The sequence below is a fragment of the Planococcus maitriensis genome (assembly GCF_003289925.1).
In the GTDB taxonomy this organism is placed as follows: domain Bacteria; phylum Bacillota; class Bacilli; order Bacillales_A; family Planococcaceae; genus Planococcus; species Planococcus maitriensis.
On sequence record NZ_QLZQ01000003.1, the window covers coordinates 113790 to 128792 of the forward strand.

12 protein-coding genes are annotated in these 15003 nt (G+C 51.6%); 8 read left to right on the plus strand and 4 right to left on the minus strand.

The annotated features are described in order from the left end of the window. Positions 1-44: 44 nt before the first annotated feature. On the minus strand, positions 45-956 hold the full coding sequence (locus tag DP119_RS08980) for a proline dehydrogenase family protein (protein WP_112232873.1): 912 nt from the start codon (positions 954-956) through the stop codon (positions 45-47). A gap of 373 nt (positions 957-1329) precedes the next feature. On the opposite strand from DP119_RS08980, the gene DP119_RS08985 reads away from it, so the two are divergent. Together DP119_RS08985 and DP119_RS08990 are read left to right on the plus strand one after the other, a co-directional pair. Beyond that, positions 1330-2745, plus strand: a complete 1416-nt coding sequence (locus DP119_RS08985; protein WP_112232874.1) for a hypothetical protein — start codon at positions 1330-1332, stop codon at positions 2743-2745. A 108-nt stretch (positions 2746-2853) separates the two neighbouring features. Further along, entirely contained in the window at positions 2854-4155 is a 1302-nt protein-coding gene (locus DP119_RS08990) for an acetamidase/formamidase family protein (protein WP_112232875.1), read from the plus strand. Between the two features lie 48 nt (positions 4156-4203). Here DP119_RS08990 and DP119_RS08995 read toward each other — a convergent pair whose 3' ends face one another. Next, positions 4204-4707 carry a shikimate kinase gene (locus tag DP119_RS08995; protein ID WP_112233079.1) on the minus strand — a complete coding sequence of 168 codons (504 nt, stop codon included), beginning with the start codon at positions 4705-4707 and terminating at the stop codon, positions 4204-4206. Between the two features lie 219 nt (positions 4708-4926). On the opposite strand from DP119_RS08995, the gene DP119_RS09000 reads away from it, so the two are divergent. Next, a complete protein-coding gene (locus DP119_RS09000) occupies positions 4927-5961 on the plus strand; it encodes a lactonase family protein (protein ID WP_112232876.1) in 1035 nt (344 codons plus the stop codon). A gap of 34 nt (positions 5962-5995) precedes the next feature. Here DP119_RS09000 and DP119_RS09005 read toward each other — a convergent pair whose 3' ends face one another. Together DP119_RS09005 and DP119_RS09010 are read right to left on the minus strand one after the other, a co-directional pair. Then, positions 5996-6325, minus strand: coding sequence for a hypothetical protein (locus tag DP119_RS09005; protein WP_112232877.1), 330 nt, complete (start codon positions 6323-6325; stop codon positions 5996-5998). Further along, positions 6322-6909: an SCO family protein gene (locus DP119_RS09010; RefSeq protein ID WP_112232878.1), complete on the minus strand. Its 588-nt coding sequence runs from the start codon at positions 6907-6909 to the stop codon at positions 6322-6324. The genes DP119_RS09005 and DP119_RS09010 overlap by 4 nt, the downstream gene beginning before the upstream one ends. Positions 6910-7125: 216 nt before the next feature. Between DP119_RS09010 and glgB the strand changes: the two genes are divergently transcribed. Genes glgB through glgP form a run of 5 tightly spaced genes read left to right on the plus strand, consistent with a single transcriptional unit; the run spans position 7126 to position 14993 of the window. Next, a complete protein-coding gene (glgB, locus tag DP119_RS09015; protein WP_112232879.1) occupies positions 7126-9003 on the plus strand; it encodes a 1,4-alpha-glucan branching protein GlgB in 1878 nt (625 codons plus the stop codon). Next, positions 9003-10154 carry a glucose-1-phosphate adenylyltransferase gene (locus tag DP119_RS09020; protein ID WP_476704074.1) on the plus strand — a complete coding sequence of 384 codons (1152 nt, stop codon included), beginning with the start codon at positions 9003-9005 and terminating at the stop codon, positions 10152-10154. The genes glgB and DP119_RS09020 overlap by 1 nt, the downstream gene beginning before the upstream one ends. Next, the gene (locus DP119_RS09025; RefSeq protein WP_112232881.1) at positions 10151-11173 is read left to right on the plus strand and encodes a GlgC family sugar phosphate nucleotidyltransferase; all 1023 of its coding nucleotides are present in this window, start codon (positions 10151-10153) and stop codon (positions 11171-11173) included. Before DP119_RS09020 ends, DP119_RS09025 begins: the two co-directional genes overlap by 4 nt. Next, positions 11170-12594 (plus strand): glycogen synthase GlgA, encoded by a 1425-nt coding sequence (gene glgA / locus DP119_RS09030; RefSeq protein ID WP_112232882.1) that lies wholly within the window; start codon positions 11170-11172, stop codon positions 12592-12594. The genes DP119_RS09025 and glgA overlap by 4 nt, the downstream gene beginning before the upstream one ends. A 14-nt stretch (positions 12595-12608) precedes the next feature. Continuing rightward, positions 12609-14993 carry a glycogen/starch/alpha-glucan family phosphorylase gene (gene glgP / locus DP119_RS09035; RefSeq protein WP_112232883.1) on the plus strand — a complete coding sequence of 795 codons (2385 nt, stop codon included), beginning with the start codon at positions 12609-12611 and terminating at the stop codon, positions 14991-14993. The last annotated feature ends 10 nt before the right edge of the window (positions 14994-15003 follow it).

Consider the following 15003-nt stretch of genomic DNA (forward strand, 5'->3'; position numbering starts at 1 on the left):
TAGAAAAGCAGCCCGGGTTTTCAACCCGGGCTGCTTTTTCGGTTTCATGAGGATTTGGAGAGCGCGCCTTTTAACACCAATTGGATGTTCTGTGGCCGTTCAGCGAGTCGTCTCATGAAGTAACCGTACCAGTCTTTGCCGAACGGGACATAGGACGTCACCTGGTATTCTTCCGACAGCTCTTTCAGTAAATCCGTGCGGAAGCCGTAGAGCATTTGGAATTCAAAACGGTCTTTTGGAATGCCTTGTTCTTTTATATAGTCGATCGCCGCATTGATAATGTGATGGTCATGCGTGGCAATCGATGTGAACACCGGCTGGTCAAGCCTCAGCTTGATGAGCTTGAGGAAGTTGGCATCCACTTCCTCCGCGGATTGGTAAGCCACTTGCTCGCTTTCCTGGTAGGCTCCTTTCACAAGGCGCAGCCTGACATTTTGAAGGGCATCTAGATCTTGTTCCGAGCGGAAGAGATAAGCTTGGATGACGGTCCCGACGCTCTTGAAATCTTTTCTGACAGAATGCAATATATCGAGAGTTGGTTGGAGGTGCTCGTAATTTTCCATGTCCAGGTTGACGTAAATTCCTCGCCGTTCTGCTTCAGCCGCAATTTCCCGGATATTTTCCAAGCAGAATTGTTCATCGATATCGAGCCCGATCTGTGTCAATTTAACCGACAGGTGCGCATCCACCCCAGCTTTCGTGATGGCTTCAGCCGTCTGGATGATTTCATCTTTTGCTTGTAAGGCTTCTTCGCGCCTTGTGACGAATTCCCCTAGCCGGTCGATGGTGGCAGATATGCCATCCTCATTCAATGCGCGGACGGACGCCATCATATTCGGAATGTCGGTTCCGGCAACGACTTTTGCCGCCCCGAGTTGAAAGCCCCATCTTTTGGCGCCGCTGTTCAATAGCCGATTATTGGATAATGCGATGAAAAAACTCCTTGTGATTCCCATTACTAGCCCTCCAGTAGAATAAAATATCAATGGCAATCCGCCCCATGAAAATGGCGGATCTAAACGTAAATCAACCCAGCAGGGCCAACGGAAGCCAAGCTCCTGGTCAAGGGGCGTTCTCCGTGTGGCTAGAGCATATCATAGAAATGTCTGAAAATAAAAATAACTAATGAAATAATTATATTTCTTATTGTCTACCTTCCACTTGCTGGATTTTCGTAAACAAATTATTCAAAAAAGTTTTTCTGGAAAATGAAAATCCTGTCTTTTGAATGAAAAGAAAGCCTTTGTAGCCGCAATGGAAAGGTAAAAGGTGTAAAATAGGCGGTATGTGTTTACAACTATTTGGCGTATACGGAAGGAGGGCTTGCAGATGAGGGCATTAGCGAAAAAAGGATTCACTCTATCTGTACTTATATATGCCGTTCTTCATTTCATCCAGTATTTTTATGCCAATTCTTGGACCGAGGCGATGCTGCCGGTTGCCGGATTTCTCAGTTTGGCGTTTGCGTTCGGCGTCTTGCCGCTCCGCAAGTTGCAGCTGCAGACTTTTCTCGCTGTTACCGCCCTCGGCGTGCTGGCGGCGACGAGCCAGGATTTCTGGCAGGATCTCGCGATGGCGCTCGTCCAGATGAAAAGCTTGATCGCCTTATTGCTGATTGTCCCGATGATCAGCTGGGTGCTCAGGGAAGAGCCTTATATAGACGAAATCATGAGCTTCGGCAATAAATGGCTGAACAAGAGCCAAACGTTTTACGCAGGGCTGATGGGGATGACGCAGGTCATCTCGCATTTCCTGCTGTTCGGGGTCGTGCCGATGATGTACAGGTTCATCGATTCATTCCTCAAAGAGCATAAAGACGAAGCGTGGGAAAATTACAAAGGCACGGCGATTTTACGCGGCTTCGCCTTGTCGACCATGTGGGTCATCAGCATCCCGAGCTTTATCTTCGCAGTGGGCGCGATGGATGCGGTGTTATGGAAGTCGATGCTGCTCGGCCTCGGCGCAGCCATCGCTGGGACTTTGCTGTCGGTGGCCTTTGCGACAGCGGATGAAAAACGCTACGGCAAGGATTTCTCGGCCGTGCTGACGAACGAAATCGATAAAGCGGTGGCGAATTCCCGGAATCCGGGCAGTTGGAATAAAGACGTCGCCGAATTCGTTTTCCTGTTCATCTCGCTGTTCGGCACGATTTTCATCCTCCACGAATGGACGGGCGCCGATTTTCTCGTTGTCATCCCGCTGGTCATCCTCGTCTGGACTTTCCTGTATTTCCTGCTGAAAAGAAGGACAGGGAACTATGCGCGGGAAGCGGCGATTTATTGCAAAGAAGGTGTGTCGAGGCAAGCCCAGCAATTCAGCATCCTGCTTGCTGCAGGCTTGCTCATTTATGCGCTCAATCAATCGGCAGTCGGCGATTATGTCATCGGGGCGATGAATTATTTGACCGGCCATGTGCCGTTTTTGAATTTGTTGTTCCTCATTCCGTTCATCGTCATTTTCCTGGGCTTTATCGGGCTTGGGCCGCTGCCGGTCATCGTTCTTGTGACAGGGGTATTGGAATCGGCTGTCCTGCCGTTTCCGCCTGAGTTGATCGTGCTTGCGGTGACCTCGGGAAGCGTCATCTCCATCATCCTGTCGCCGTTTGTCATGCCGGTGATCATCTTAAGCAGCGTCAATGGGTTGAGCGGCATCCGCAATGGCCTGCGCTTCAATTTGAAATTCGCCATTGCGTTCTATATCATGATCCAAGTCTTCGTCCAAACTTTATTGTATTTCTGGAATTGAAAAAATGCCCGAAGAGCTTAACGGTTCTTCGGGCATTTTTGGGTCCTCATTGAAAGTGGGGACTTTTTGTCATATAATTTAGAAAACATAGAAAAGGGAGGCTGTCCAATGCCTGAGAATGCTGTCGATACCTTATTGGTCAACCGTTACGTCGATGGAGTGCTCGATCCTGACAAGGAAATGCTCGGCCCCGTGAAGGATGGCGGGCATATCATTGCACATACTGCCCCGGGATGCTGGGGGCCGATGATTACGCCATGTATCCGGGGCGGCCATGAAGTGACGCAGCCGGTTTATGTCGAAGGTGCAGAACCGGGCGATGCGATCGTCATCCGCATCAAGTCGGTGGAAGTGACTTCGCTTGCTACGGCTTCCGGCAACGATAAGCCGATCGAAGGGCGCTTTCTGGGCGATCCGTTCGTGGCTGTGAAATGCCCAGGCTGCGGCACGCTGTACCCTGAAACGGTTATTAAGGGCGTCGGCAGCGGCGCGATCCGCTGCGCCAATTGCGGTGAAGACGTCAGCCCGTTCGAATTTACGCACGGCTACACGATGACATTCAGCGACAAGGGCGATGTTGGGATTACGGTGTCGAAACAAGCAGCGGAAACCATTGCGCGAGATGGAAAAGAGTATATGAAAACACCTGAACACTCGGTGCAGAACCCTGTGGTCACTTTTGCGCCGCATGATTTAGTCGGGACGATCGCGCGTATGCGCCCGTTTCTCGGACAACTCGGCACGACGCCGTCGCGGCCGACACCTGACTCGCATAATGCGGGTGATTTCGGCTCGTTCCTTGTCGGGGCGCCGCATGAATACACGAGCACACAGGAGGAGCTTGAAACGCACCGGACAGACGGGCATATGGACATCAGCCGCGTCCGCGCCGGCGCTGTACTCGTTTGCCCGGTCAAAGTGAAAGGCGGCGGCGTCTACCTGGGGGATATGCACGCCATGCAAGGCGACGGTGAAATTGCGGGGCATACTTCGGATGTATCCGGGATCAGCCATTTGCAAGTGCATGTGTTGAAAGGGCTCGGAAACGCGGGGCCGATCCTGTTCCCGAATATCGAGGACTTGCCTTATACTGCAAAACCGTTTACGGAAGCCGAGAAAGCGTCCGCCCAAAAACTCGCCGAGCGCTTCGGCGTCGAAAAGCTGGAAGTTTCGCTGCCGATATCATTTGTCGGTTCCGGGCCGACTTTGAACGATGCGACGGAAAACGGCATGCAACGTGCCGCGGACTTGTTCGGCGTCACCGTCCCGGAAATCATGAACCGTGCCACGGTGACGGGATCGATCGAAATCGGCCGCCATCCAGGCGTGGTCACGGTGACGTTCTTGGCACCGGAGAGCTATTTGAAAAAAGCGGGCTTATTCGACCTTGCGAAAGCGCAATATGGATAATTAGGAAACCCGCCATTCAAACGCTGAATGGCGGGTTTTGTACATCTGTTATGCTTGCGGGGCATGGATGTCCCAGGATAATTTCAAGGAGTCAGCCAGATACTCGGCAGCTTCCAGCGCTTCAAAATCATCGACTTGAAACTCTGAGTGGTTGGCTGCATAAATCGATTGGCGTTCGCGAAAAAGCTGTTCCATCTCCTGGAGGGTCTTATCTTTCAGGAGCGGCCGTGTTTCCGTCAGCACATGGATGCGTTCTTTCCACGAATCCCAGGAAATATCGAAATACAGGACGGTGCAATTGGCCAGGCAATGATTGCGGTTTTCTTCCCGGAGAAAAGCGCCCCCGCCAACTGAGATGACGAGCAAGGGCTGGCTGCCATGGTATTCGATCAATTCCCGCTCTTTGTCGCGGAAGGCCTTTTCGCCGTGAACGCTGAAAATCTCGGGAATCGGCAAGCCGAAAGCTTTTTCGATTTCCTCATCGATATCGATAAAATCGCGGTAAAGCCGGCGTGCCAATAATTTGCCGACGGTTGTTTTGCCAGCTCCCATAAAACCGGTGCAGACGATGCTTTTTTCACGGATGGACAAAGGGAATTTCAACGCAACCACTCTCTTTCTATTTTAATTAAATAAGATTACACTTCACCACTTTACCGCACTGCATCAGTGAATTGGAAGAGGGGGAGTGAAAAATAGTGAGAAACTTTACACCACAGCTTGAGGGGGCATGGGCATAGGGCAAAGGTGAAGAAAAAAAGGAGGGATAGGATGAGCAGTACATACATATTAAGCGGATCTTATGCGGCTGCTGATCAAGCGGGCATCACGCTTTGGGAATTGGAGCCCGCCACAGGGAAATTGATGAAACAAGCAGCGGTCTCGGGAGTGGAACGCCCTTCATTCCTGGCGGTCCATCCAAATGGCACCAGCTTTACGGCTGTCAGTGAAACAGGCGATGGGGAAGTGGTGGCCTATTGGCTTAATCCCAAAAAAGGCCTGATCCAGGAACTGAACCGCCAAAATGCAGGGGGTGACCATCCCGCCCATATCACGATCGATGAAGCTGGGCAATGGGCCATTTCCGTCACGTATTCCGGAGCACACGTGACGGTCCATCCGCTTTCCGCGGACGGGTCAATCGGTGAAATGGCCGATTCCAAGCGCCACAAAGGAAGCGGGGCAGATCCGGAGCGGCAAGACGCCGCCCATCCGCATTCGGCCTTTCAGTTGCCGGGAACGAATCGCTTTTTCGTATCGGATCTCGGAATGGACGCAATTGTCCGCTACCGCCTCGACCTGCATTCAGGGATGCTTGAACAGGAAGCCGTGACCAAGACGGCACCGGGTGCAGGGCCAAGGCATCTGGCGTTTCATCCATCCGACGCTTTTGCTTACGGCGTGAATGAACTCGATTCAACCGTTTCCGTTTATGCGCTGGAAGGCAAGGGCTTGAAAGAGGTACAGAACATTTCAACGCTTCCGGAACATTTCACGGGAAACAATACTGCTGCTGAAATTACCGTATCGGAAGACGGGCGCTTTGTCTATGCTTCAAACCGGGGCCATGACAGCATAGCGGTGTTCCGGGTCACAGAAGGCTTATTGGAATCGGTTGGCCATGCGGATGCCGGAGGGGCGGGCCCGCGCCATTTCACGCTGGTCCCTGGCAGCCCGTGGATCGTCATCGCACATGAAGAATCGGGGACGATCGCTGTCAAGAAAATCGGCGAAGACGGGCTGCCAGGCGAGACAGCGGATAGTGTCGGCACGGTCACTCCTGTCTGCGTACGCTTGCTGAAATAGGAAAAGAACAAGGCAGAGCCGAAGCCCTGCCTTGTTACCAATCGGTTTGTGTTTTTTCCATTAGCCCAAGTTCTTTCAACAGGATGACAGCCGGGCTGTCCTGGTTGCTTTCGAACGCTTTTTCCGTACATTCGGAATGCGGCGGGTAATTCAATTCCTGTGCATGGCCGAGCGTCGATTCTTCCAGGAAATTCGTCGGGTCGGATTCTTCGAAGCAGGACGGTGCGATGAATGTGCGATGCGTATGTTCAAGAACGATCCGGCTTTCTGGGGAAGGCTCATTTTCCTGGGGCATGAAAAACCAAACAGCCACTGCAGCCAGGAGCACCAATGCGGCAGCTATGAAAAACGGTTTGCGTTTCATCCTTCCGCCTCCTCGAGGAGGATCTCCGCATCGCGGACGATGTCTTCAACTGGCGGGTTCAGGCCATCGTAGTCTTTCATGATGACGCCTTCGTGATCGATCAAATAAAACGAAGTGCCATGGATGACCTGGTCATCATCTTGCGGCTTTTGGGCAATCGCCTTGAAGTTCTCAAGGGCAAATTCGGCGATTTCTTCCTGTGAGTAGCCCGTCAGCATATGCCAGCTGGTCAAATCAGCATCGTAGCTTTCGGCGTATGATTTCAAGGTTTCCGGTGTGTCGACGGTCGGGTCTACGCTGAATGAGACGATCTCCACGTCAAGCCCTTGCGCTTGCAGCTCTTCCTGGACGCCTTTCATATTCGCCATCATCGGCAGGCACACTGTCGTGCAGTTGGTGAAGACAAAATCAGCCAGCCAGACTTTTCCCTCGAGGTCGCTGGATCCGAAATCTTCATTATTATGGTCAGTGAAAGTGAATTCTTCTGTTTCCCAGTTCAATGGGTCATCGATGCCTTGGCCGCAGGCAGCCAAAAACAGGGTGCCAATCAGCAAGAAGCTCAGTAAATAAGTTTGGGCTCGCAAAAATTTCGCGTCCTTTCTATGTTGAAGCTGGTCTTTCTTTAGCCTATTCCAAACCGCGGCTTACGACAAGCCGTTTGGCGTGGAAAAATATGAAGACATTGCGACATTCCGATCTTTTGTGGAATTTCTTGGCAATGAACGGGATCTTAACAAGGACTTTACATTTCAAATGTAGAATAGAAACTAAACTTGGTTTTGGCCAAAAGGAGGCGCTGCATGGAATTTTTGTTGGGTACATGGACGGAGGAACGGCTGCAAGCTTTTCATGAAGGGCGGATGGTTGACGGTTATTTGTATTTCGGTGCACATGCATTCGGGGAAGAAACGACTTTTTCGGTTTGGGCTCCGGAAATTGAAGGCATCGACGTGGTGTGTGTGGACCCCGCCACGGAAGACACGTCCACATACCCGCTAGAGCGGCATCCGCATGATGCGAGCATCTGGGGGGTGAGCATCCCGGAAAATCTGGAGGGCCAGCTTTATGAATATGCGCTTCGGACGCCAAGGGGCGAAGTACTGTGGAAATCGGACCCGTATGCGCGGCAAAGCGAGAAACGGCCGTTCACCAAATCGATCGTCTCGGGTCCTGGGGAATACACTTGGCCGCCGGAGGTCCTGAAACGCAAGCAAACGATCAACGACAAGCACCTGGAACGGGCGATGGCCATTTACGAAGTGCATATCGGTACTTGGCGGCGCAAGGAAAACGGGGAATTTTATACGTACCGCGAAATCGCGGATGAGTTGATTCCGTATGTCATCGACATGGGCTTCACGCATATCGAGATTTTGCCGATCACCGAGCATCCGCTAGATGAATCGTGGGGTTATCAGACGACCGGTTATTTTTCGCCGACAGGCCGCTACGGCACGGCCGATGACTTAAAGTATTTTGTCACGGCTTGTACGGAACATGGACTGGGTTTGATATTGGACTGGGTCCCGGGGCATTTTTGCGTGGACCAGCATGGGTTGGCGAACTTCAATGGCCAGCTGCTTTACGAAGAACAGCGCGAAGAGCGCCGGATGAACCCGGATTGGGGCACCTTGAATTTCGACATCAACAAAGGTGAAGTGGTAAGTTTCATCTTGTCGAGCGCCCATTATTGGCTGGAGGAATTCAAGTTCGACGGCTACCGCATGGATGCGCTTGTCAACTTATTGTTCATCCCGAACATCAAGGAGCGCCCGCACAACACGGAAGGGGCTGATTTTCTCAGGAAGCTGACGGCTAGCTTGAAGCTCCATTATCCGGAGAAGCTGTTGATCGCCGAAGATGCCTGGCATTATCCGAAAGTGACGCATCCGGTCGAATCCGGCGGAGTCGGCTTTGATTATAAATGGAATTTCGGCTGGATGCATGACACGTTGGAGTATATGAAAACGCCGCCGGCAGAGCGGTCGAAAGCCCATGGGAAAATGAATTTTTCGATGGTGTATCAATATGAAGAGCGCTACCAAGTGATTTTTTCCCATGACACCGTAGCGGATGGGCGCAAATCGCTGCTCAACAAGCTGCCGGGCACCAGGGAAGAGCGTTTCCTTCAATTGCGTTTGCTGTTCGGGTTTTGGATGGCGCATCCCGGCAAGAAACTATTGTTCATGGGCCAGGAGTTCGGCCATTTCGAGGAATGGGAATTCCAGCCTGAACTCGACTGGGCGTCGCTTGAAGATCCCCAGCATAAAGGGATCGCTGAATTCATGAAAGAATTGCTGGCATTCTACCAGAACGAAAAAGCGTTTTACGAGCTTGATGATGAACGCGACGGCTTCATGTGGCTTGATGCCGATAACCATGAACAAAGTGTAGCGACCTTTATCCGGAGGGGGTTTTTACCGGAAGACGAGTGCATCGTGCTGTGCAACTTCTCAGAACATCATTATGGAAGCTTTCATGTCGGAGTACCGCACAAAGGCTCGTATGAAGAAATCTTCTCCACCGATTCAGCGAAATTCGGCGGCACGTCTGCGGGTTTGCGGCAGGCGGCAGAAACACTCGATGTTCCGTGCGACAATCAGGATTTCTCATTGAAGCTTGATTTGCCGCCGTTCACGATAAGCATCTGGAAAAAAAGAAAAGATGGGAGTGACTAATTGTGAATGAAAAAGTAGTTGCTATGCTTCTCGCAGGCGGGCAAGGAAGCCGCTTGAAATCATTGACGTACGATATTGCGAAACCCGCCATTCCTTACGGCGGGAAATACCGGATCATCGATTTTCCCCTGTCGAACTGCACGAATTCGGGCATCAGCACAGTCGGTGTCCTCACGCAGTATCAGCCGCATGCGCTCCACCGCTATATCGGGCTTGGCACGCCTTGGGATCTGGATCGCCATAAAGGCGGGGTGACCATGCTGCCGCCTTACGCCGAAATCGATGGCATCAAATGGTATGCGGGGACCGCCAGTGCGATTTACCAGAACATCAATTTCCTGACCAGCTGCGAACCTGATTATGTCGTGATTTTATCCGGCGACCATATCTACAAGATGGATTACGAAAAGCTGGTGGAATACCATAAAGAAAAGCAGGCGGATGTCACCGTTTCTGTTTTGGAAGTGCCATGGGAAGAGGCGAGCCGCTTCGGCATCGTCAACACCGATGAAGACATGAACATCGTCGAGTTCGATGAAAAACCCGAAAAGCCGAAAAGCAACCTGGCGTCCATGGGTGTTTATGTTTTCGATTGGGAAAAACTGGAGCGTTATTTAGAAGAAGACAATAGCATAGAAGAATCTACCCATGACTTTGGGAAAGACATCTTACCCAAAATGCTCGCGGATCAGCAAAAAATGGTGGCGTATCCGTTCAAAGGATACTGGAAAGATGTCGGGACGGTAGACAGCCTATGGGAAGCGAACATGGACCTGCTTGACCCATCGGCAGGGCTCGTGCTGCACGATCCGGCCTGGCGGATTTATTCATCGAACCCCCAGCTGCCGCCACAGGTCATTACGGAAACAGGGCGTGTGCAAGGCTCGATGGTCAACGAAGGTTGCGTCATCAGCGGGACGGTCAGCCATTCGGTCATTTTCCAGAATGTCCTGGTCGAACAAGGAGCCGTCGTGGAAGACAGTGTCGTCATGAGCGGCACGAAAATCGGGCGTGGGGCCCATTTGAACCGGGTCATCGTTCCGCCGGACATCACGGTGCCGGAAAATTACCGGCTGCTTGACCCGGTAGAGGGCATCACGTTGTTGACGCAAGACTTAATCGATTCATGGAAGGAGAGTGGACAGCAATGACTTTGATGGCTGCAGTGGACGCTTCTGTAAAAGTAGCAGGGCTCCAAGACCTGACCATTCATCGATCGGTCTCCTCGATTCCATTCGCAGGAAGATACCGCCTGATCGATTTCGCTTTATCGAATATAGTGAACGCGGATATCAACTCGGTCGGCATTTTCGCTTCCCCGCCTTTTGCTTCACTGATCGACCATATCGGGGTCGGGAAAAGCTGGGATTTGGACCGGCGCAAAGAAGGGCTGTTCTTCTTGCCGACAACCCATCAAAATGGGGGCATTGCCACAGTCGGCTCATTCCATGACTTTGAAGAGCATATCCAGTTTTTTGAGAAAAGCCGCCAAACGCATGTGGTAGTCACAAGCAGTTTCGTAGTCGGGCAATTGGATTACAAAGAAATGCTTGCCCATCACCTGGCATCCGGAAAAGACATTACTGAAGCTGTCGGTGCAGGCGGTTCCTTGAAGTCGTATATCCTGTCACGCAGATTGATGCTTGAATTGATCCGCTCCCATAGGGAGAAACGCATTCTCAGCGTCGAAGACTTAGTGAACTTGAAAAAAGCGCCTTATTCATACGGTGTATATGAATATAAAGGGTATTTCGCCATCATCGATTCGATCCAGCAATATTTTAAAGAGTCGCTCGGGCTATTGGACGAAAACAACCGCCGATTGCTGTTTTTGCCGCAAGCACCTATTTACACAAAAGTGAAAGACGAGCCGCCAACCCGTTACCTGGACGGATCGAACGTATCGAACTCGATGATGGCAAACGGCAGTACAATCTTGGGGAATGTCAAAAACAGCATCATCAGCCGGGCCGTCACCATCGGCATAAACGCGAATCTGGATAGCTGCATCATCATGCAGAAATGCACAATCGAAGAAAATTGCGAGCTCGCCTATGTCATCGCCGATAAAGATGTCTATATCGAAAAAGGCGTGAAGTTGATCGGCACAGCTGACCGGCCGTTTGTCCTGAGAAAAGGCGAACGGGTCACGAAGGAGGATTTCCAATGAAGATTGTGATGGCCGCTGCGGAATGCGCCCCTTTCGCCAAAGCGGGCGGCCTGGCCGATGTAATGGGTGCCTTGCCGCAGGAATTGGCCCATCTCGGACACGAGGTGCAGGTCATCATCCCGAAATACAGTTTGATCCACGAACGCTACCGGCAGCAATTCCGCAAAGTGGGTGGGCAATCCTTCGATTTTAAAGATGAAGAGAAAGATTATGCCATTCACGAATTCAATAAACAAGGTGTAAGATTCCTGTTTTTGGAAAATGATTCGTATTTTGAAAGGGACAGCATTTATGGCCCGGACGATGCCGAGCGATACGCGTTTTTCAGCCGGGCAGTGCTGGATTTCCTGGCGCGTTCCGAAACAGCTCCGGATGTCTTGCATGTCCATGACTGGCACACGGCGGTGGTGCCATTCCTATTGAAAGAAGACCCGCAGTATGCACAGTTATCCGCTCATGTGAAAACCGTCCTGACGATACACAATCTCCAGTTCCAGGGCACTTTTCCGAAAGATGTGTTTCTGGAACAGTACCGGATGGATGAAAAATTTTACGAAAACGGCCAAGTCGAATGGCAAGGAAACTTCAATTCCCTGAAAACCGGTATTCTATACGCCGACAAATTGACGACTGTCAGCCCGAACTACCGGGATGAAATCTTGACGGAAGCTTACGGGGAGCGTTTAGAGAGCCTGCTCGCCGAACGGGAAGCGGATTTACGGGGCATATTGAATGGCATCGATACGGAAGCCTACAATCCGAAGGCCGACGAACACATCGCACAGGTTTTCAACGCAGGAGATATAGAAGGAAAGCAGGCGAACAAACGCGCCATCCAAAAACGCTGCGGCCTGCCGATACAGCCGGATACCCCATTATTGACGATGGTGTCACGGCTTTCAGGACAGAAAGGAATCGATGTGCTTGAACAAAGCTTGCCCGAATTTTTGGAAGGTGATCTCCAATTTGTGCTGCTCGGTTCGGGGGAAGCGCATTACGAAGAGTTTTTCCAGCGCCTTGAAGTGGACTATGCCGGGAAAGTTTCCGTCCATCTCGGCTTCGATGAAGCGTTCGCCCATCAATTATACGCAGGCGCGGATATTTTCCTGATGCCTTCGCATTTTGAACCGTGCGGATTGAGCCAATTGATTTCCATGCGCTATGGCACCATCCCGGTGGCGAACCGGACAGGCGGCTTGCGCGATACGGTAGATGAATATAATGAAGATGACATGACAGGAACGGGCTTCTTAAGCGATTTCAAAGCCGGCCTTCATTTCGATGAAGCCTTATCGCGCGCCTTATCCTTCTATGACAAGCCGGACCATTGGAATGCGTTGATCCATAACGGCATGGCGAGAGATTCGTCCTGGTCGCGTTCGGCGAAAGAATATGAGAAATTATATGCGAGCTTAAACTGAAGGGTGTGTTGAGAATGTTTTCCACCAAGGAGCAATTCAAAGAAGAATTCAACCGGCGCTTAGCAATGGAAAACGGGGATAAAACAGAGAGCACAGCCTATATGGTATTAGGGAAGATGGTTTGCGAGGAAGTCATGTTGGAATGGGACAAGCAGCAAGCTGCCAAACGGGACAGCGGAGATAAGCAATTGTATTACTTGTCGATTGAATTCCTGCTCGGCCGCTTGCTGGGGCAGAACCTGCATAATTTAGGCGCCTATACACTGGTTGAAGAAGCGCTTGGCGAAATCGGCTATAAATTGTCCGAAATCGAAGAGCTCGAACAGGAACCGGGACTTGGAAACGGGGGGCTCGGCCGTTTGGCTGCATGTTTCCTGGATTCACTCGCTTCGCTCGGCTTGCCCGGGCATGGCTGCGGGATCCGCTACCGCGGGGGGTTATTCACGCAGCATTTCATCAAAGGCTTCCAGGTGGAATTGCCGACCGATTGGATCAAGGAAGGCCAGGGCCTCGAAGTGCGCAGGGAAGACCTCGCGCTCGATATCCCGTTTTACGGGGAGGTGGGCATGACCGTCGAAGAACAAGGCGTCCGCACGGAACTGGAGAATGCGGTGTGGGTCAAAGCCGTGCCCTACGATATGCCGATTGTCGGGGCGCAGGGCGGCACGATCAACACGCTCAGGCTCTGGCAGGCGGAAACGTCCGACCGGCCGCTGCCTTATGGGCTCGGGTATTTGGTGAATGAGCTCGAGACGGCTAAAATCTCCGACCGGCTTTATCCGGATGACGCACTCGACAGCGGAAAGCTCCTGCGGTTGAAACAACAATACTTCTTGTGCAGTGCCTCCATCCGCACGATCCTCGCGACACGCAATTTCGATATCGAAGAATTGCCTGAAAAAGTGGCGATTCAAATCAACGATACGCACCCCGCTTTATCGGTTCCGGAGTTGATGCGGATATTGATGGATGATTATGGACTGGATTGGGATAAAGCATGGTCGTTGACTACGCGGACCATCTCCTATACGAATCATACGATTTTGGAAGAAGCGATGGAAAAATGGGAAAGCCGTCTGCTGCGCCAGCTATTGCCGCGCATTTACCAGATCATCGAAGAAATCGACCGGCGCTTCAGGGCTGAATGGGAATCGAAGGAATTGGACGAACAGGCTGTACACAAGCTGTCGATCATCGACGGAGGCGTCGTGAAAATGGCTGTCTTGGCAGTTGTCGGCAGCTATAAAGTGAACGGGGTGGCAAAGCTCCATACGGAAATCCTGAAGAAACGCGAGATGAAAGAACTGAATGAATATTTCCCGGATAAATTCCATAATAAGACTAACGGTATCACCCATCGCCGCTGGCTGCTTGGGGCGAATCCGGAATTGGCTTCACTCATTACCGAACATATCGGAACGGAGTGGATCCGCCGGCCTGAGCAATTGAGTGAACTCGGCTATCTGGCGGACAGCCGGCCGTTCCTGGAGGCTTTCCAAGCCATCAAGAGGCTGAAAAAAGAGCATCTGATCCATCACCTCGAACGGGAACACGACACGATTGTTGACCCCGATTCGATTTTTGATATCCACATCAAACGGATCCACGGTTATAAGCGCCAGCTGATGAACATATTGCATGTCCAGCAATTATATAAGCGCATCAAGAGCGACCCGAATTACAGGCCGTATCCACGGACCTTCCTGTTCGGCGGCAAATCCGCCCCGAGCTATCATTTCGCCAAACAAGTCATCAAGCTGATCAATACAGTCGCCGATCGCGTCAATAGCGATCCGGTCGCAAGGCGCCACCTGCACATCGTTTTCGTTGAGGACTATAATGTCAGCCATGCGGAATTTCTGATACCGGCAGCGGACATCAGCGAACAGATCTCTACAGCTTCCAAAGAAGCATCAGGCACCGGCAACATGAAGTTCATGATGAACGGCGCATTGACCCTCGGGACGTATGACGGGGCGAATGTCGAGATCTTCGATGCGGTCGGCGAACAAAACGCTTTCGTCTTCGGCATGAGTTCAGAACAAGTCATGCGTTTCGAGCGTGACGGAAACTATGACCCGAAAGACATCATCGAGCAGGACCCGTGCATCCGCGAGGCTATTGAAGAACTGGCCCGCGGGGAATGGTCAGACGGCCCGCATAATTCCGACTTTATCGTGCGTCAATTGACAGAGGAAGGGGACCCGTTTTTTGTCTTGAAAGACTTGGCGGACTACGCCCGGACACATGACCGCGTACTTGATGCGTATGGGCGCCCTGTCGAATGGGCGAGCATGTGCGTGAGAAATATCGCCGCTTCCGGCATTTTCTCAAGCGACCGGACGATCCAGCAGTATTCCGAAGAAGTCTGGGGATTGTCGAAAGTTCCGACTAACTGAAACCGACAGG